The following is a 17,495-nucleotide window of genomic DNA, read 5'->3' on the forward strand; positions in this document are numbered from 1 at the left end:
ACGCGTCTGAGGGCATGTCATAGAGTCACGATGATCTTGCCGAACACCTTGCGGCTCTCCAGGCGCTCCAGCCCTTCGCCGAAGCGCTCCAGCGGCACCACGGTGTCCAGCACCGGGCGGATGCCCTGCGCCATCTTCGCCACGCCGTTCGCCACGTTCTCGATCCGGCAGCCGAAGCTGCCGAAGATGTGGAGCTGGCGCTGGAACAGCATCATCAGGTTGGTGTCGGCCGAGACGCCGGAGGTGCTGCCGCAGGTCACCAGCCGTCCGCCCATGCGCAGGCTCAGCAGCGAGGGCGCCCAGGTTGCGGCGCCGACATGCTCGAACACCACGTCCACGCCGCGCTTGCCGGTCACGCGCCGCGCCACGCTCGAGAAGTTCTTTTCGCTGTAGTTCACCACATGGTCGGCGCCGAGCGCCTTCGCCTTCGCGCATTTCTCGTCGTCGCCCGCGGTGGCGATAACCGTGCACCCCAGCGCCTTCGCGCTGCGGATGGCGTAGGAGCCGATGCCCGACCCCGCCGCCTGGATCAGGATGGTCTCGCCCGGCTGCAGCTTCGCGTTGTCGAACAGCATGTGCTCGACCGTGCCGGCGGTGACGACGGAGCAGGCGGCGTCTTCGAAGCCGACGCCCTCGGGCACCTTCACCATGGTGCGCGCCGGCCAGTTCGCGACCTCGCGCGCGAAGCCGTCCACATGGAAGCCGGCGACGCCCTGCACGTTCTCGCAGAGGTTGTCGCGGCCCTCGCGGCAGGCGGCGCAAACGCCGCAGGTGCGCGCGCCATAGGGGGTCGCGCGGTCGCCGATCTTCCAGCCGGCCACGCCCTCGCCAAGCGCCACCACCTCGCCGGCGGCTTCGGCACCGACCACGAGCGGCAGTTGGCGTTGCGCGAAGGCCATGCCGCGCCAGCCCCAGACATCGATGTGGTTCAGCGCAACGGCGCGGACGCGCAGCTGGATCTCACCCGGGCCGGGCGGGGGCGGGGCGTCGAGGTCCTCCAGCCGCAGGTCGCGGTCGCCGTGCAGGCGCAGCGCGCGCATCAGGCGGGCTCCGCGCTCAGCACCAGGCACACATTCTGCCCGCCGAAGCCGAAGGAGTTGGAGAGGATGTGGCTGACCTTCGCCTCCCGCGCGACGTTCGGCACCACGTCGAGCGTGATGGCGGGGTCGGGCTCCGCATGGTTGATGGTCGGCGGCAGCACCTGGTCGCGCAGCACCAGCAGGCTGAACGCCGCCTCGATCGCGCCAGCCGCGCTCAGCGTGTGCCCGATCATCGACTTGTTGGAGGAGATCGGCGGCGCATCGTTGCCGAAGACGGTGCGCATGCCGAGCGTCTCCATCTTGTCGTTCTCGGGCGTCCCGGTGCCATGCGCGTTGACATAGGAGATGTCGGAAGGCTCCAGCCCGGCATCGGCGATGGCGTTGCGCATTGCCTTGATGACGGCGCCGCCATCCGGGTTCGATCGCGTGCGGTGGAAGCTGTCGGACTTCTCGCCGCAGCCGCGCAGGATGCCGAGCACCCTGGCGCCGCGCGCGCGGGCGTGTTCCAGGCTTTCCAGGACCAGGCAGGCGGCGCCCTCGCTCATCACGAAGCCGTCGCGCGTCTTGTCGAAGGGGCGGGAGGCGCGGGCGGGATCCTCGTTGCGGGTGGACAGTGCGGAGAGCAGCGAGAAGCGGATCAGCGCCTCGGCCTGCACCGTGCCGTCGGCGCCGATGGCCAGCGCCGCTTCCGCCTCGCCGCGGCGGATCGCCTCGACACCGAGCTGGATCGCGGAAGCACCCGTGGCGCAGGCCGTGGTGATGGCGACCGGCGCGCCGCGGGTGCCGAAGCGCGCGGCCAGGTGCTCGCCGACGCCGGCGAAGGCGGAGGCTTCGTACATCTCCTCCCAGTTCGCCGCGGCATCGGCCAGCGCCGGGTAGAGCGGCGCGGCGGGTGCGACCTTCGCGGCAAGCGCGGCACGGTAGGGCCACTCGGTTTCCACCGGCGGCATGCCGAGCATCAGCGGGCCGGGAAAGTCGCCGCGCGGCAGGCCGGCCTGCGCCAGCGCCTCCTCGGCGGCCATGGTGGCGTAGCGCTCGACGCGGACGGCGGAGGTGACGGCCGGACTGTCCAGCCCGGGCAGGTCCACCGTGCCGGCAATGGTGGTGCGCAGATGGTCGGTCGGGAAGCGGGTGATGTGGCGGATGCCCGAACGCCCGGCGCGCAGCGCCGCCCAATTGTCCTCGACGCCCAGGCCGAGCGGCGTGACCAGCCCGATGCCGGTGATGGCCACCAGCGGCCGGCCGGCGTGGTCGCGAAACATGCTCATGGCTGCTCCCCGGCCGGGATGGCGGCGAGATGCGCCAGCGCCTCGCCACGCCAGGCGCCGAAGCCGGTGACGAGGATGTCGCGTGGCGTGCCCTCGAAGGGTGCCTCCAGCTTCTCCATCGGTGCCGGGAAGCGGCCCTCGGCCAGGCAGAGCGCGGCCAGCGCGGCATTGGCCGGGAACGTCGCCTCGACGCCCCAGCCGATCCGGCTGCCGGTGGCGCGCACCGCGAGCGGCCGCGACAGGCCGCCCAGGACCTCGCGCTCCAGCACGGTCGGCACGGCAGCGCCGGTGCAGCCGGAGATCACTGCCAGGCGGCCCTCCGGGAGGCGCGGGGCGAGCCGGGCATAGGCCTGCGCCATGGCCTCGTGCCCCCGATCGGCGGCGTTGCGCCGTGCCTGGGCGGTGGCGATGGCGCCGAGCCGGGCGAGGCCCTTCGCGCCGCGTGCCCGCGCACTTTCGGCGGTCTCCAGGACCAGGAAGGCGGCCTGGGTGGCGGTGACGGCGCCCGGCGCATCCTCGCGCGAGAAGACCGGCTGGTACGGCCCTTGCCGCAGCAGGCCGCCGGAATGATACAGCGCCAGCAGGTCCCAGCGCGCGGCGTTGTAGGCGCCGCCGACCAGCGCGATGCGGGAATTGCCCTCCGCCAGCCGCGCCGCAGCGATCCGCAGCGCATCGGCGCCGGCCTGCTCCTCGCCCATCAGGGTGCGGGAGGCGCCGGTGACGCCGTGCACGATGGAGATGTTGCCGGCCAGCAGGTTGGAGAGCTGCGCGAGGAACAGGGTCGGGCGCAGCCCGCCGGCCAGCATCTCGTTCAGCTTCACCGCGGCCGCTTCCGGCGGCAGCGGGCGGAGCGCGGCCATCACCGCCTCGTCCAGCGCCTGGTCGCGCTCGCCGCCGCCGGCGGCGACGATCAGGTCCATCTCGGCGACCAGGGCGCGCGCGCCGGCATCATCGATCGCCAGCCCCGCGGCGTAGGTGCCGAGGCGCTGCCAGGGCTCCATCTGGCGCTGGTCGCCCTTCTTCGGGATCTGCCGGTCGAGCTCCAGCGCCGGGCCGGGATGGATGGCGAAGGGCGCGAAGCTGGTCTGGTCGAGCGCCGGTGGCGCGGTGGAGTCCAGCGCCGCCAGATGCGCGGCCCGCCCCTCGCCGGCGCAGGAGACCAGGCCGATGCCGGTGATCCAGATGTCGTTCCCGGCCATGGCTCAGGCGAGTCCCGGCAGGCCCAGCCGCGCGGCCTGGGCGCGCATCGCCTGTTCCAGCGCCGCATCGGGGAAAGGCAGCAGGCGGTAGGTGATCTCGGCATCCGCCACGCGCTTGCCGGCGACCTCGATCTGCGCCTCGGTCACCGCATAGCCGGAGCCGTCATGGGTGCGGCGCGACCGCACGGCGAGCTCGGCGCCCGGCGTCACGAAGCCGCGGAACTTGGCCTCGCCCACCTTGGAGAGGAAGGGCATGCGCGCCATGCCGTTCAGCGCCATCAGTAGCCACCCACCGGTCTGCGCCATGGTTTCCACCATCAGCACGCCGGGCAGGATCGGGTGGCCGGGGAAATGACCCTCGAAGACCGGGCTTTCCATCGGGACGGTGCAGGTGACGGCGATGGACTCCGCATCCAGGCTCACCACCCGGTCCACCATCTGGAAGTATTCGAGCCGCATGGCGGCGAGCTGCCTCCCTGGCCTTCGCCGGTCAGGCGCCGGCCGGCTTCGCCGCCACCAGCTCTTCGATCCGGCTCGCCAGGTTGCCGAGCAGGAAATACTGCTCCGCCGGCGCCTTGCCGGCGTTGACTTCCTGGGTCCAGGCCTCGACCGGCACCTTGATGTCGAATTCCTTGTCGATCGCGAAGACGATGTCGAGGAAGTCCAGGCTGTCTATCCCGAGGTCGTTGATGACATGGGCATCGGGCGTCATCTTCTCGGGCGCCACGTCGCTGTTCTCGGCGATGATCTCGACGATGCGGTCGAAGACCGGGGAGGTCATTGGCGGGGACTCCGGGGGGCGGCGGGGCGCGAAGGCGCCTCTTCGCGCGATCCGGCCGGCTTGTCCAGCCAGCGGCCGTGCCGGGCGGTGGGGCGGGCCGGGCAGGCCCGCCCCGGTCGGACTATTGCGGCTGCAGGCCGGTGGCCTGCACCAGCGCCCGCCAGGTGGCGCGCTGCGCCCGCATCATCGTGGCAAACTCCGCAGGCGTGGAGGGGTAGGGGGCATTGCCGTTGGCGGCCAGGCGCTCGATCAGCTGCGGGTTCTTCAGCCCCTCGTTGATCACCGCGTTCATGCGGTTGACGATCGGCTCCGGAATGCCCTTCGGGCCCATCACGGCGGAGAAGCTCGGCAGGTCGTAGTCGGGCACGCCCTGTTCCTGCACCGTCGGGAATTCCGGGGCGAGCGGCCAGCGTTCGGCGCTGGTGACCGCCAGCGCCCGCACCTGGCCGCCGCGGACGGCCGGGATCACGCCGGCGAAGCTGTCGAACACCACCTGGATGTTGCCGGCGATCAGGTCCGCCAGCGCCGGCGCCGCGCCGCGATAGGGCACATGGGTCAGTTCGGTGCCGGTGCGCTGCATGAACAGCACGCCGAGCATGTGGTTGGCGCCGCCAGCGCCCGCCGAGCCGTAGTTGAGCTTCCCCGGGTTCGCCTTGGCGTAGGCGATCAGCTCCTGGATATTGGTGATCGGCAACCGCGGGTTGACGCAGACCATGGCGGTGCCGGTGGCGAAGGTGGCGATGGCGGTGAAGTCGTCCACGCCTTCATAGCCCGGCGTCTTGAACAGCAGCGGTGCGCCGAGATGGCTGGAGGGGCTCGCCATCATGATGGTGTAGCCATCCGGCGCCGATTGCGCGACGTGGGCGGTGCCGATGGTCCCGCCCGCGCCGGCGCGGTTGTCCACCACGCAGGGCACGCCGAGCCCCTCGGACAGCACCAGCGCCTGCAGCCGCCCGGCGATGTCGCTCGCCCCGCCCGGCGGATAGGGGACGACCAGGCGAATTGGCCGGTTCGGCCAGCCTCCTGTCGCCTGGGCGCCCGTTCCTTGGGCGAGCGCTGGCGCGCAAAGCGGCGCTGCGGCCAGCGCGGGCAGCGCGGCGAGCAAAAGGCGGCGGCGAATCATGCGGGTTCTCCATGGTCCTGCCGTCCGGTCGCGAGCGGCAAGGTTGGGAAGCAAGAACGAGTCCGCGACGCGATGCAAGCGGATTGCCGGTCGTTTGCCCCCGCCCGCCCTTCGCGCGCAGACTGTCCCCCGGCGCAGCAGGGAGGGTGTCTGATGGAATACCGTAACCTCGGGCGGAGCGGGCTGAAGGTCTCGCCGCTCTGCCTCGGCACCATGATGTTCGGCGGCCCGACCGACGCGGCCGACTCCAGCCGCATCGCCAGCCACGCGAAGGACGCCGGCGTCAATTTCATCGATACCGCCGATGTCTACAACGACGGACGCTCGGAGGAGGTCACCGGCCGGATCGTGCGGGCCGCGCGCAGCTGGTGGGTGGTGGCGACCAAGCTGGCCAACCCGATGGGCCCCGGGCCGAACGACCGTGGCCTCTCCCGCCGGCGCTGCTTCGACGCGGTGGAGGCAAGCCTCGGCCGGCTCGGCATCGAGGCGATCGACATCCTCTACCTGCACAAGGAGGACCATGCGACGCCGCTGGCCGAGACGGTGCGCGCCGTGGCCGACCTGATCGGGCAGGGGAAGATCCTGCATTTCGGCCTCTCCAACTACCGCTCATGGCGGGTCGCGGAGATCTGCCGGCTCTGCGACGAGATGGGCGTGGACCGCCCGGTCGCGAGCCAGCCGCTCTACAACGCGCTGAACCGGCAGATCGAGGCCGAGCACCTGCCGGCCTGCGAGTTCTACGGCCTGGGCGTGGTGCCCTATTCGCCGCTGGCGCGCGGCGTGCTGACCGGCAAATACGCGAGCCAGGACACTCCGCCGCCCGAGACCCGCGCGGGCCGCGCCGACAAGCGCCTGATGGAGACGGAGTTCCGCCCCGACAGCCTGCGCATCGCGCAGATCCTGCGGGCGCATGCGGAACAGCGCGGGCTGACGGCGGGGCAGTTCGCGCTGGCCTGGGTGCTCAACAACCGCCTGGTCACCAGCCCGATCGCCGGGCCGCGCACCATGGAGCAATGGACCGAGTATCTCGGCGCGCTCGACTACCGCTTCACCGCGGAGGACGAGGCGTTGGTGGACGGGCTGGTCGCCGCCGGCCATCCCTCCACGCCCGGCTACAACGACCCGGCCTACCCGATCGAGGGGCGGCGTGCGCACACGGGCTGAGCGCCTGCGTGATGCTGCCGGTCGGGCAGGGCGACCTGCATCATATTGCAGGTTCTGGCGCCCACCGTGTTAGAGTGGGAAGATCGTTCAGAACCCGGCCGTCAGCGCGCCGGGAGCCGACAGGGATAGAGGGAGACGTTCGAATGCGCGATCGCGCCATGCCAGTGACCCGCCGTGGTCTTGCCGGCCTCGCCGCCGGCGCGGCACTTGCCGGGTCCGGGCTCGCCCGGCCTGCCCTCGCGCAGGGCGCGCCGCTGCGGGTCGGGCTGATGCTGCCCTTTTCCGGCACCTTCGCCGCACTCGGCGAGAACATCGCCGCGGCGGTGGAGCTCTACATCGCCGAGAAGGGCGGGCGGCTCGGCGGCCGGACGCCGCAGCTCATCCGCCTCGACGACGAGAGCAACCCGGCGAATGCGGTGCAGAACGTCAACCGCCTGCTCGGCCGCGACCGGGCGGAGGTGCTGATCGGCACGGTGCATTCCGGCGTGGTGATGGCGCTGGTGCAAGCCAGCCGCGAGCGCGGCGTGCCGCTGATCATCCCGAACGCCGGCAACGTCGCGGCGACGCGCGAGCTGTGCTCGCCGACCGTCTTCCGCAGTTCCTTCAGCAACTGGCAGCCGGCCTATGGCATGGGGCTCGCGCTCGGCAAGCAGGGCGTGAAGCGTGCCTGCTGGGTGACCTGGGACTATGCGGCGGGTGCTGAATCCGGCCAGGGCTTCGCCGATGGGCTGAAGGCCGGCGGCGGCGAGCTGGTGCGCGAGCTCAAGCTGCCCTTCCCGGAAACCAACTTCCAGCCGCTGCTGGCGCAGATCCCCGGCCTGAACGTGGACGCCGTGGGCAGCTTCTTCGCCGGCGGCGGCGCGGTGCAGTTCGTGCGCGAATACGCCGCGGCGGGGCTGAAGGACCGCATCCCGCTGACGGGCTCGGGCTTCCTGACCGAGGGCGTGCTCGGCCCGCAGGGTGCCGCGGCGGAGGGCATCCGCACCGCGCTGCATTACGGCGACGGCCTCGACAACGCGAAGAACACCGCCTTCCGCGCCGCCTTCAAGCAGAAGACCAACCGCGACGCGGATGTCTATGCGGTGCAGGGCTATGACGCGGCACAGATGCTGGCGGCGGGGCTGGAAGCCGCGCGCGGCGATCCGACGGCGGAGGAGGCCTTCGCCCGCGGCATCCGCACGGCGCGCATCGACAGCCCGCGCGGCACCTTCACCCTCTCGGCCAGCCACAACCCGGTGCAGAACATCTACCTGCGCGAGGCCCGCGGCGGCCAGAATCGCGTGATCGGCATTGCCGCCGAGGCGTTGGCCGATCCGGGCACCGGCTGCCGGATGAGCTAGTTCCCCAAGACGTCGCTGCGCGGCGTCTGGGAGCCTCGGAGTGGCGCCGGTCCTGGCCGGTCCGATTCCGCCTGCCGCGGCAAGGCCGCGGCAGGGCGCCGGGGACGGCAGCGATGATGGCGCGCGACACAGGATGAGCCCCGCTTGGATCTTTCCGGCCTCTTCGCGCAGGTCCTGAACGGCCTGCAATACGGGCTGCTGCTGTTCCTCATCAGCAGCGGGCTCACGCTCATCTTCGGCGTGATGGGCGTGATCAATCTCGCCCACGGTTCGATGTTCATGATCGGCGCCTATCTCGCCTTCGTCGTCGCCGGCTGGACCGGCTCTCTGTGGCTGGCGCTGCCGCTGGCGATCCTGGGCGGCATCGCCATGGGCGCGGCGCTGGAGGCCGGGCTGTTCCGTCGCTTCTACAAGCGCGAGCATCTCGACCAGGTGCTGCTGACCTTCGCGCTGATCCTGCTGTTCGAGGAAGCCCGCTCCGCCCTGCTCGGCAACGACTTCCACGCCGTGCCGGTGCCGGCGATCCTGGACTTCTCGGTGCCGGTGACGGCCGATTTCGCCTATTCCGCCTACCGGCTGGCGGTGCTGGTGGTGTGCCTGGTCGTCGCGGCCGTGATGTTCCTCGGGATCGAGCGCACGCAGCTTGGTGCGGCGGTGCGCGCGGCGGCGGAGAAGCCGGAGATGGTGGACCTGCTCGGCCTCGATGCGCGGCGCATCCATCTGGTGGTCTTCGCCATCGGCACCGCGCTGGCGATGCTGGCCGGCGCCCTGGCCGCGCCGTTGCACTCGGTCTATCCGAACATGGGCGACAGCTTCCTGATCATCTGCTTCGTCGTCGTAGTGGTGGGCGGCGTCGGCTCGATCGCCGGCGCCTTCTGGGCGGCGCTGCTGATCGGGCTGGTGGACACGCTGGGCAAGGCCTACCTGCCGGAAGTCGCGGGGCTCGCCGTCTATGTGCTGATGGCGGCGGTGCTGCTGTGGCGGCCCTCCGGCCTTTTCGCGCGGGGCGCGTGAGACGATGCGCATCGCGTCCCGCAGCGGGCACCTGCTGCTGATCCTGGCGGCGCTGGCCGTGGCCTCGATGCCGTGGTGGGCATCGGCCTACCACATGCAGCTCGGCTCGGTGGCGCTGGTCTCGGCGATGTTCGCGTTGAGCCTGCAATTGCTGATCGGCGGCGCCGGGCTGGTGAGCCTCGGCCATGCCGGCTTCTTCGGCGTCGGCGCCTATGCGGTCTATCTGCTTCCCTCGGGCCTTTCGATCCTGCTGACGCTGCCGGCGGCGGCGTTGCTGGCCGCGCTCGCGGCGCTGCCGATCGGCGCGCTGAGCCTGCGCACGCGCGGCTTCTTCTTCCTGATGGTCACGCTCGCCTTCGGGCAGATGCTGTTCTTCCTTTTCCACGACACGCCGCTCGGCGGCGGCAAGGACGGCGTCTTCATCACGCGCCCGGCCTTCGAGCTGTTCGGGATGGTGTTCGAGGTGCCGCGGCGCCAGCGCCCGCAAGTTCTCCTGTGGTTCAATCTGGGTCTGCTGGTCGCGATGTATGCGGCGCTCGTCGCGCTGATGCGCACCAGCTTCGGCCATGCGCTGCAGGGCATCCGCGCCAACGAGGAACGCATGCGCGCGCTGGGCTACGACACCACGCGCCTCAAGCTGGCGGCTTTCGTGCTGGCGGGCGGGCTGGCGGGCGTGGCGGGCCATATGTGGGCGATGATCGAGGCCTTCGTGAATCCGGAACTGCTGAGCTGGCATCGCTCGGCGGAGGCGCTGCTGATGGTGCTGCTGGGCGGCATCGGCACGCTGCACGGTCCGCTCATCGGCGCCGCCGCCTATGTTGGCATCGGGGAGGTCGCGACGCTGCTGACCGAACGCCAGCGGCTGGTGGAGGGGCTGGTCTTCCTGCTGGTGGTGCTGCTGCTGCCGAAGGGCCTGGCGGGGCTCGGGCTGCGCCGGCCGGCGGCGCCGAAGCGCGCGGAGGTGCCGGCGGAATGAGCGGCGCCGCACTGCGATGCGAGGGGCTGACACGCCATTTCGGCGGGCTGACCGCCGTGGGCGACGTGCATCTCTCGTTGGGTGTGGGCGAGTTGCACGCGGTGATCGGGCCGAACGGCGCGGGAAAGTCCACGCTGGTGAACCTGCTCTCCGGCACGCTGCGGCCGAGCGCCGGGCGCGTGATGCTGGAGGGCGCGGATGTCACCGGCTGGCCCGCCTGGCGGCTGGCGCAGGCCGGCATCGGCCGCAGCTTCCAGCGCACCAACGTGCTGCGCGACATGAGCGTGTTCGAGAATGTCCGCCTCGCCGCCCAGGCGCGCGACTTCGGCATGGCGCGCTGGCTGCGCGCAGCGCAGCGCGAGCCGGCGCCGATCGCGGCCGCGCATGTCGCCTTGTCCCGCGTCGGCCTGCGCGCCGAGGGCATCGCCGGCACGCTCAGCCATGGCGAGCTACGGTTGCTGGAGATCGCCATGGCGCTCGCCACCCGGCCGCGCGTGCTGCTGCTGGACGAGCCGCTGGCCGGCATGGGGCCGGAGGAAGGCGAGCACGTCGCGGCGTTGCTGAAGGAATTGTCGCGGGATCACGCGGTGCTGCTGATCGAGCACGACATGGATTTCGTCTTCGCCGTGGCCGATACGTTGACCGTGATGGTGGATGGTCGCGTGCTGGAGCAGGGCACGCCCGCGCAGATCCGCGCCTCGGCCGCGGTGCGCGAGGCCTATCTGGGGCACGACGTATGAGCCTGGCCGATCCGGACCTCCGGGCCTCGCCCTCCGGTCATCGGGCGGGAGCGGCCCCGATCCTCGAAGCGCGCGGGCTGCAGGCCGGCTATGGCGAGGGCCTGGTGCTGCGCGGCATCGACCTCGCCGTGCGGCCCGGCGAGGCGATCGGGCTGATGGGCCGCAACGGCATGGGCAAGACCACGCTCATCCGCACGCTGCTCGGCCAGCTCGCCGCACGCGCGGGCCAGGTGCTGGTGGACGGCCAGGACGTCACCCGCAGCCCCACCTTCCGCCGCGCGCAACGCGGCATCGCGGTGGTGCCGGAGGGCCGCGGCGTGTTCGGCTCGCTCACCGTGATCGAGAACCTGAAGCTTGCCGCGCGCCCGGCCGCGGATGGCACGACGCCCTGGCCGCTCGATCGCGTGCTGGCGATCTTCCCCCGCCTCGCGCAGCGCGCCGGCAATCGCGGCGACCAGCTCTCGGGCGGCGAGCAGCAGATGCTGGCGATCGGCCGCGCGCTGATGACCAGCCCGCGCCTCATCATCCTCGACGAGGCGACCGAAGGGCTGGCGCCGCTGGTGCGCGACGAGATCTGGCGCACCATCCGCACCGTGCGCGAGGCCGGGCTGGCCTGCATCGTGGTGGACAAGACCGTCGGCGCGGTACTCTCGGTCGTGGACCGCGCGGAGATCCTGGTGAAGGGCAGCCTGGTGTGGAGCGGCAAGCCGGAGGCGCTGCGCGCCGATCCGGAATTGATGCATCGCCATCTGGGAGTGTGACGCGATGAGCCTCGACGCCTTCGGACAGCGCGTGCGCGAGATCACCGGCGCCATCGCCGGCATGAAGGTCGAGCCGCAACTCGCGGCGACACTGGAAGAGAAATTCCCGTCCGGCAGCGAGACCTTCGAGGCGCTGAAGGCACTCTGCCGGCAGGGCATCGCGGAAGGCTGGCTCTGCCAGCGCGAGGCCGGCGGCATCCGCTTCGGCCGCCCGGTGAAGCCAGGGCCGGAGACCGCGGGCTTCAGCGTGGACGTGGTGCTGATGGACAGCCTTGCCGGCCCGCACCACAGCCACCCGAACGGCGAGATCGACATGATCATGCCGGAGACGCCGGGCGCCGCCTTCGATGGCAAGGGCGAGGGCTGGCTGGTCTATGGCCCCGGGACCGCGCATCACCCGACGGTGAGCGGCGGGCGCGCCATCGTGCTGTATCTCCTGCCGCAGGGCGCGATCCAGTTCACGCGGAGCTGAGCATGGCCAACGCCGTCACCTGGTTCCTCGACCGCCACATCGCCGAAGGCCGCGGCGCCGCCCCCGCCTTTGCCGATCCGCATCGCGACCTGAGCTACGCGCAGCTGGCCGAGGCCAGCGCGCGCATGGCCGGTGGGCTCGGCGCCGCCGGCATCGGGCGGGAGCGGCGGCTGGCGATGCTGATGCTCGACACGGTGGATTTCCCCGCGGTGTTCTGGGGCGCGATCCGCGCCGGCATCATCCCGGTGCCGATCAACACGCTGCTGCCTGCCGAGCAGGTCGCCTACATCCTGGAGGACAGCCGCGCCGAGGCGATGGTGATCTCGGCGCCGCTCTTTCCGGCGCTGCGCCATGTCATCGCGCGGCTGCCGATGCTCAGGCTGGTGCTGGTGGCGGGCGTGGACGGCCAGCCGCTCGGCGAGCTGCCTGATGGCGGACGCGATCTGCCTGCCTTCCTTGCTGCCGCAGTGCCGATGCGGGGCGCGGTCCCGGCCAGCGACGACGAGGTGGCGTTCTGGCTCTACTCCTCCGGCTCCACCGGCGCGCCCAAGGGCGTGAAGCATGTGCATGCCAGCCTGCGCGCCACGGCGGAGACCTATGCCGACCAGGTGCTCGGCATCGCGCGCGACGATGTGTGCTATTCCGCGGCGAAGCTGTTCTTCGCCTATGGGCTCGGCAATGCGATGACCTTCCCGATGCATGTCGGCGCCGCCGCCGCCCTGCTGCCGGACCGCCCGACGCCCGACAGCGTGCTCGCCGTGATGGCGCGGCACCGCCCCACCCTGTTCTTCGCCGTGCCGACGCTCTACGCGGCGATGCTGTCCAACCCTGCACTGGCGCGTGGCGCCGGCTCCGACCGGCTGCGGCATTGCGTGTCTGCGGGCGAGGCGCTGCCCGAGCATGTCGGCCTGCGCTGGCGCGAGACGGTCGGCACGGACATCCTGGACGGTATCGGCAGCACCGAGATGCTGCACATCTTCGTCTCCAACCGCCCTGACCAGATCCGCTACGGCAGCTCGGGTGTGGCGGTGCCGGGCTATGCGCTGCGCATCGTGGACGAGCACGACCGCGACCTGGCCGATGGCGAGACCGGCGAGTTGCTGGTCAACGGGCCGAGCGCAGCGGAAGGCTACTGGAACCAGCGCGCGAAAAGCCGCCGCACCTTCGCCGGCGAGTGGACGCGCACCGGCGACAAATACCTGCGCGATGCGGAGGGCTTCTACCGCTACCAGGGCCGTGCCGACGACATGTTCAAGGTCAGCGGCATCTGGGTCAGCCCCTTCGAGGTGGAAGCCGCGCTCGCCTCCCACCCCGCCGTGCAGGAAGCCGCGGTGGTGGGTCGCGAGGATGCGGATGGGCTGGTGAAGCCGATGGCCTTCGTGGTGTTCAAGCCCGGCATGTCGGCGCCGACCGAGACCTTGCAGGCGCATGTGAAGGACACCGCGGGCCCGTGGAAATATCCGCGCTGGATCGAGGCGGTGGAGGATCTGCCCAAGACCGCGACCGGCAAGATCCAGCGCTTCAAGCTGCGTGCGCAGCTGGAGGCGCAGGGATGACGCCGCGGGACGCCTCCTTCGCGCTGGACGGGCGCCGGATCGAGGCGGCCTGGTGGGGCTCGGGGCCGGAGGAGGCGCCCTCTCTCGTGCTGCTGCATGAAGGCCTGGGCAGCGTCGCGCTCTGGCGCGACTTTCCCGCGAAGCTGGCAGAGGCGACGGGCTTCGGTGTGTTTGCCTATTCGCGCTTCGGCTATGGCCAGTCCGACAGCGTGAAGCTGCCGCGGCCGCTGACCTATATGCAGGACGAAGCGCAGCACCTGCTCGGCCGCGTGTTGGACGCGGCGGGGATCCGGCACTGCGTGCTGGTCGGGCATTCCGATGGCGCCTCCATCGCGCTGATCTACGCCGGCTCCTTCCAGGACCCGCGCATGCGCGGCATCGCGCTGCTCGCGCCGCATGTGATGGTGGAACCCTTTTGCATCAGCGAGATCGAACGCGCGCGCGACCGCTGGAACACCACCGACCTGCGTGCCCGCATGGCGAAATACCACCGCGCTCCGGATGCCGCGTTCCTCGGCTGGAACGGCGCCTGGCTGGACCCGGGCTTCGCCTCGGCGCTGGAACTGCAGCCGGAGATCGCGCATGTGCGCGTGCCGATCCTGGTGGTCCAGGGCGAGGCCGACCCCTATGGCACGCTCGAGCACCTGCGCATCATCGAACGTGAAAGCTACTGCCCGGTGGACAGCCTGGTGCTGCCAGGCATCGGCCATTCCCCGCATCTGGAAGCGCCCGGCCCGACGCTGGACGCGATGGCGGATTTCGCCGGGCGCATCTTCCGGGACCACGAACCCGTTATGCCGAAACAGGAAAAATAATGCATAAGACCTTGCCATAAGGTCACGATCTGCATTATTGTGCATCCGGAGGGCGAGGGAAACGCATGCGCATCGACTTCCAGACGGACCCGTCCCGCTGGCGCCACTGGCGGCTGGAGCTGGACGGGCCCGTTGCGAACCTTGTCATGGACGTGGATGCTGCCGGCAGCCTGTTCGAAGGGGTGGAGCTGAAGCTCAACTCCTACGATCTCGGGGTGGACATCGAACTGCATGACGCCATCCAGCGCCTGCGCTTCGAGCATCCGGAAGTCGGTGCGGTGGTGATCCGCTCCGGCAAGGAGAACGTGTTCTGCGCCGGTGCGAACATCCGCATGCTCGGCAAGGCGACGCACGGCCACAAGGTGAATTTCTGCAAGTTCACCAACGAAACGCGCTGCGCGATCGAGGACGCGACCTGGAACAGCGGACAGTTCTACATCGCCGCGGTGAACGGCGCCTGTGCCGGCGGCGGCTATGAGCTGGCGATTGCGGCCGATCATGTGATGCTCATCGACGACAGGCGTTCCTCGGTCGCGCTGCCGGAGACACCTTTGCTGGCCGTGCTGCCGGGCACCGGCGGCCTCACGCGTGTCACCGACAAGCGCAAGGTGCGGCGCGACCTGGCGGATGTATTCTGCTCGGTCGAGGAAGGCGTGCGCGGAAAGCGCGCCGTGGATTGGCGCCTAGTGGACGAGGTGGTGCCGCCCTCCGCCTGGGCGGAGCGTGTGAATGCGCGTGCGGCGGAGTTCGCGGCGAAGACCGACCGGCCGAAGGATGCGAAAGGGGTGGCGCTGACGCCGCTCGATCGCCGCTTCGAAGGCGATGCGGTGATCTACTCCCGCGTGCGGGTGGAGTGCGACCGCGCCGCGCGGCGCGCCACCGTCACGGTGATGGGACCGGAGGGCGAGCCGCCGGCGACCCTCGACGCGGCGAAGGATGCCGGCTTCTGGCCGCTGCGGATGGCACGGGAACTGGACGACGCGCTACTGCATCTTCGCGGCAACGAGCCCGATCTCGGCCTGCTGGTGTTCCGCACCGAGGGCGACGCGGCGCAGGTGCTGGCGCACGACGCTTTCCTCGAAGCACACAAGGATGACTGGTTCATCCGCGAGGTGCAGCATTTCCTCAAGCGCGTGCTGAAGCGCGTGGACCTCACCTCGCGCAGCCTGGTTGCGTTGATCGAGCCTGGTAGCTGCTTCGCCGGCACGCTGTCGGAGCTCGCCTTCGCCGCCGACCGCTCCGTGATGCTGTCGGGCACGCGCGCGGGCGACAACCGCCCGCCGGCGGCGCTGACGCTCTCCACGATGAACTTCGGCGCCTACCCCATGGGCAACGGCCTGACGCGCCTGCAGGCACGTTTCTGGGGCGAGCCGGAAAGCGTGCAGCACGCGCAGGCCGCGACTGGCGAAGCGCTGGACGCCGAGCGTGCCGAGGAGCTGGGCCTCGTTACCCTCACCTATGACGAGGTGGATTGGGACGACGAGGTGCGCATGATGTTCGAGGAACGCGCCAGCTTCTCGCCCGACGCGCTGACGGGGATGGAAGCCAATCTCCGCTTCGTCGGGCCGGAGACGATGGAGACCCGCATCTTCGGCCGCCTCACCGCCTGGCAGAACTGGATTTTCCAGCGGCCCAACGCGGTGGGCGAGCATGGCGCCTTGAAGCTCTACGGCAGCGGCGTGCAGCCGACATACGACAAGCAACGAGTCTAGGGAGAAGCACCGATGCCCGATGGCATGAACGTCAACTATGACGGCCTGATCCCGAACAACGTGGACCTCAACGCCGATGCGCGCGTGCGCAAGGCGCTGGAGACCTGGCACCCCGGCTACATCGACTGGTGGAAGGACATGGGGCCGGAAGGCTTTCAGGAGTCCCTGGTCTATCTGCGCACGGCGATCAGCGTGGACCCGAAGGGCTGGGCCAAGTTCGACTATGTGAAGATGCCTGAATACAAATGGGGCATCCTGCTCGCGCCCGCCGTGCCGGACCGGAAGATCGGCTTCGGCCAGCACAAGGGCGAGCCCGTCTGGCAGGACGTGCCCGGCGAATACCGCGCCATGCTGCGCCGTCTTCTCGTTATCCAAGGTGATACGGAACCCGCGTCGGTCGAGCAGCAGCGTCACCTCGGCAAGACCGCGCCCTCGCTCTACGACATGCGCAACCTGTTCCAGGTGAACGTGGAGGAAGGCCGCCACCTCTGGGCCATGGTCTACCTGCTGCAGAAATACTTCGGGAAGGACGGGCGCGAGGAGGCGGAGGAGTTGCTGCGCCGCCGCTCCGGCCACCAGGACACGCCGCGCATGCTCGGCGCCTTCAACGAGGCGACGCCGGACTGGCTCTCCTTCTTCATGTTCACCTTCTTCACCGACCGTGACGGCAAGATGCAGCTGGAGGCGCTGGCGCAGTCCGGCTTCGACCCGCTGAGCCGCACCTGCCGCTTCATGCTGACCGAGGAAGCCCACCACATGTTCGTCGGCGAGACGGGCGTGCAGCGGGTGATCGAGCGCACCTGCCAGGCGATGAAGGAGAACGGCATCGAGGATCCGCACGACGTCGAGCGGATCCGCGCCCTCGGCGTCATCGACCTGCCGACGGTCCAGAAGAAGGCCAATCTGCATTTCTCGCTGACGCTCGACCTGTTCGGCAGCGAGGTGAGCACCAATGCGGCAAACGCCTACAATGCCGGCCTCAAGGGACGCTACCGCGAGGACAAGCTGGAGGACGACCACCGTCTGCTCGACAGCACCTATCCCGTCCTGCGCTGTGTGGACGGGAGCATCGTGAAGGAGGAGGTGCCGGCGCTCTCGGCACTGAACATGCGGCTGCGCGACGACTATGTGGTGGATTGCAACGCCGGGGTCGGGCGCTGGAACAAGGCGATCGAGAAAGCAGGCATCAACTTCCGCCTGACGCTGCCGAACGTCGCCTTCAACCGGAAGATCGGCGAGTTCAACAAGGTGCATGCCGATCCGGACGGCCGTGTCCTGGATGCCGGAAGCTGGGCTGCGAAGCGCGATGCCTGGCTGCCCTCGCATGAGGACGACCTGTTCATCACCTCGCTGATGCAGCCGGTGGATGCGGCCGGCGCCTATGCCGGCTGGATCGCGGCACCCAAGGTTGGCATCGACAACAAGCCGGGCCACTTCGAATACGTGAAGCTGCACGAGTAGCGCCGGCGGATTGCCCCTACCCCGACCCTCCCCTGCGACACCGGGGGAGGGAGCCTTAGCGCCGGGAGACGCA

The 17,495-nt window shown here is 70.2% G+C and carries 17 protein-coding genes; 11 read left to right on the forward strand and 6 right to left on the reverse strand.

Annotation, left to right across the window (positions count from 1 at the left end; translation table 11 throughout):
* Positions 1-17 precede the first annotated feature (17 nt).
* From ACESM1_RS14880 to ACESM1_RS14905, 6 genes are all read right to left on the reverse strand, one after another.
* On the reverse strand, positions 18-1,040 hold the full coding sequence (locus tag ACESM1_RS14880; RefSeq protein ID WP_372621288.1) for a zinc-binding dehydrogenase: 1,023 nt from the start codon (positions 1,038-1,040) through the stop codon (positions 18-20).
* Complete coding sequence (locus ACESM1_RS14885) at positions 1,040-2,308, reverse strand: beta-ketoacyl-ACP synthase (protein ID WP_372621289.1); 1,269 nt, start codon at positions 2,306-2,308, stop codon at positions 1,040-1,042. The genes ACESM1_RS14880 and ACESM1_RS14885 overlap by 1 nt, the downstream gene beginning before the upstream one ends.
* On the reverse strand, positions 2,305-3,507 hold the full coding sequence (locus tag ACESM1_RS14890) for a beta-ketoacyl-ACP synthase (RefSeq protein WP_372621291.1): 1,203 nt from the start codon (positions 3,505-3,507) through the stop codon (positions 2,305-2,307). Before ACESM1_RS14890 ends, ACESM1_RS14885 begins: the two co-directional genes overlap by 4 nt.
* Positions 3,508-3,510: 3 nt before the next feature.
* Positions 3,511-3,966, reverse strand: coding sequence for a 3-hydroxyacyl-ACP dehydratase FabZ family protein (locus ACESM1_RS14895; protein WP_372621292.1), 456 nt, complete (start codon positions 3,964-3,966; stop codon positions 3,511-3,513).
* Positions 3,967-3,997: 31 nt separating this feature from the next.
* Positions 3,998-4,288: an acyl carrier protein gene (locus ACESM1_RS14900; RefSeq protein WP_372621294.1), complete on the reverse strand. Its 291-nt coding sequence runs from the start codon at positions 4,286-4,288 to the stop codon at positions 3,998-4,000.
* 121 nt (positions 4,289-4,409) lie between these two features.
* The gene (locus ACESM1_RS14905) at positions 4,410-5,411 is read right to left on the reverse strand and encodes a Bug family tripartite tricarboxylate transporter substrate binding protein (RefSeq protein ID WP_372621295.1); all 1,002 of its coding nucleotides are present in this window, start codon (positions 5,409-5,411) and stop codon (positions 4,410-4,412) included.
* A gap of 153 nt (positions 5,412-5,564) precedes the next feature.
* Between ACESM1_RS14905 and ACESM1_RS14910 the strand changes: the two genes are divergently transcribed.
* The 11 genes from ACESM1_RS14910 (at position 5,565) to boxB (ending at position 17,422) form a co-directional block, all read left to right on the forward strand.
* On the forward strand, positions 5,565-6,575 hold the full coding sequence (locus tag ACESM1_RS14910; protein WP_372621297.1) for an aldo/keto reductase: 1,011 nt from the start codon (positions 5,565-5,567) through the stop codon (positions 6,573-6,575).
* A gap of 143 nt (positions 6,576-6,718) precedes the next feature.
* Complete coding sequence (locus ACESM1_RS14915; RefSeq protein WP_372621299.1) at positions 6,719-7,915, forward strand: ABC transporter substrate-binding protein; 1,197 nt, start codon at positions 6,719-6,721, stop codon at positions 7,913-7,915.
* A gap of 144 nt (positions 7,916-8,059) precedes the next feature.
* Entirely contained in the window at positions 8,060-8,929 is an 870-nt protein-coding gene (locus ACESM1_RS14920) for a branched-chain amino acid ABC transporter permease (RefSeq protein ID WP_372621301.1), read from the forward strand.
* 4 nt (positions 8,930-8,933) lie between these two features.
* A complete protein-coding gene (locus tag ACESM1_RS14925) occupies positions 8,934-9,905 on the forward strand; it encodes a branched-chain amino acid ABC transporter permease (RefSeq protein ID WP_372621303.1) in 972 nt (323 codons plus the stop codon).
* Positions 9,902-10,645 (forward strand): ABC transporter ATP-binding protein, encoded by a 744-nt coding sequence (locus ACESM1_RS14930; RefSeq protein WP_372621305.1) that lies wholly within the window; start codon positions 9,902-9,904, stop codon positions 10,643-10,645. Before ACESM1_RS14925 ends, ACESM1_RS14930 begins: the two co-directional genes overlap by 4 nt.
* Positions 10,642-11,406 (forward strand): ABC transporter ATP-binding protein, encoded by a 765-nt coding sequence (locus tag ACESM1_RS14935; RefSeq protein WP_372621307.1) that lies wholly within the window; start codon positions 10,642-10,644, stop codon positions 11,404-11,406. Before ACESM1_RS14930 ends, ACESM1_RS14935 begins: the two co-directional genes overlap by 4 nt.
* Before the next feature lie 4 nt (positions 11,407-11,410).
* On the forward strand, positions 11,411-11,878 hold the full coding sequence (locus ACESM1_RS14940; RefSeq protein ID WP_372621308.1) for a DUF4863 family protein: 468 nt from the start codon (positions 11,411-11,413) through the stop codon (positions 11,876-11,878).
* Between the two features lie 2 nt (positions 11,879-11,880).
* A complete protein-coding gene (locus tag ACESM1_RS14945) occupies positions 11,881-13,434 on the forward strand; it encodes a benzoate-CoA ligase family protein (protein WP_372621310.1) in 1,554 nt (517 codons plus the stop codon).
* A complete protein-coding gene (locus ACESM1_RS14950) occupies positions 13,431-14,249 on the forward strand; it encodes an alpha/beta fold hydrolase (RefSeq protein ID WP_372621312.1) in 819 nt (272 codons plus the stop codon). The genes ACESM1_RS14945 and ACESM1_RS14950 overlap by 4 nt, the downstream gene beginning before the upstream one ends.
* A gap of 65 nt (positions 14,250-14,314) precedes the next feature.
* Positions 14,315-15,961 carry a 2,3-epoxybenzoyl-CoA dihydrolase gene (gene boxC / locus ACESM1_RS14955; protein WP_372621314.1) on the forward strand — a complete coding sequence of 549 codons (1,647 nt, stop codon included), beginning with the start codon at positions 14,315-14,317 and terminating at the stop codon, positions 15,959-15,961.
* A gap of 12 nt (positions 15,962-15,973) precedes the next feature.
* The gene (gene boxB, locus ACESM1_RS14960; protein ID WP_372621315.1) at positions 15,974-17,422 is read left to right on the forward strand and encodes a benzoyl-CoA 2,3-epoxidase subunit BoxB; all 1,449 of its coding nucleotides are present in this window, start codon (positions 15,974-15,976) and stop codon (positions 17,420-17,422) included.
* Positions 17,423-17,495: the final 73 nt, after the last annotated feature.

This window comes from Falsiroseomonas sp. (assembly GCF_041690465.1).
GTDB lineage: Bacteria > Pseudomonadota > Alphaproteobacteria > Acetobacterales > Acetobacteraceae > Falsiroseomonas.

Coding starts and splice junctions, on each gene's coding strand:
- ACESM1_RS14925 (WP_372621303.1), top strand. CDS start 8,934: ATGCGCATCGCGTCCCGCAGCGGGCACCTGCTGCTGATCCTGGCGGCG.
- ACESM1_RS14895 (WP_372621292.1), bottom strand. CDS start 3,966: ATGCGGCTCGAATACTTCCAGATGGTGGACCGGGTGGTGAGCCTGGAT.
- ACESM1_RS14940 (WP_372621308.1), top strand. CDS start 11,411: ATGAGCCTCGACGCCTTCGGACAGCGCGTGCGCGAGATCACCGGCGCC.
- ACESM1_RS14950 (WP_372621312.1), top strand. CDS start 13,431: ATGACGCCGCGGGACGCCTCCTTCGCGCTGGACGGGCGCCGGATCGAG.
- ACESM1_RS14905 (WP_372621295.1), bottom strand. CDS start 5,411: ATGATTCGCCGCCGCCTTTTGCTCGCCGCGCTGCCCGCGCTGGCCGCA.
- ACESM1_RS14930 (WP_372621305.1), top strand. CDS start 9,902: ATGAGCGGCGCCGCACTGCGATGCGAGGGGCTGACACGCCATTTCGGC.
- ACESM1_RS14935 (WP_372621307.1), top strand. CDS start 10,642: ATGAGCCTGGCCGATCCGGACCTCCGGGCCTCGCCCTCCGGTCATCGG.
- ACESM1_RS14910 (WP_372621297.1), top strand. CDS start 5,565: ATGGAATACCGTAACCTCGGGCGGAGCGGGCTGAAGGTCTCGCCGCTC.
- ACESM1_RS14890 (WP_372621291.1), bottom strand. CDS start 3,507: ATGGCCGGGAACGACATCTGGATCACCGGCATCGGCCTGGTCTCCTGC.
- ACESM1_RS14915 (WP_372621299.1), top strand. CDS start 6,719: ATGCGCGATCGCGCCATGCCAGTGACCCGCCGTGGTCTTGCCGGCCTC.
- ACESM1_RS14885 (WP_372621289.1), bottom strand. CDS start 2,308: ATGAGCATGTTTCGCGACCACGCCGGCCGGCCGCTGGTGGCCATCACC.
- ACESM1_RS14880 (WP_372621288.1), bottom strand. CDS start 1,040: ATGCGCGCGCTGCGCCTGCACGGCGACCGCGACCTGCGGCTGGAGGAC.
- boxB (WP_372621315.1), top strand. CDS start 15,974: ATGCCCGATGGCATGAACGTCAACTATGACGGCCTGATCCCGAACAAC.
- ACESM1_RS14900 (WP_372621294.1), bottom strand. CDS start 4,288: ATGACCTCCCCGGTCTTCGACCGCATCGTCGAGATCATCGCCGAGAAC.
- boxC (WP_372621314.1), top strand. CDS start 14,315: ATGCGCATCGACTTCCAGACGGACCCGTCCCGCTGGCGCCACTGGCGG.
- ACESM1_RS14945 (WP_372621310.1), top strand. CDS start 11,881: ATGGCCAACGCCGTCACCTGGTTCCTCGACCGCCACATCGCCGAAGGC.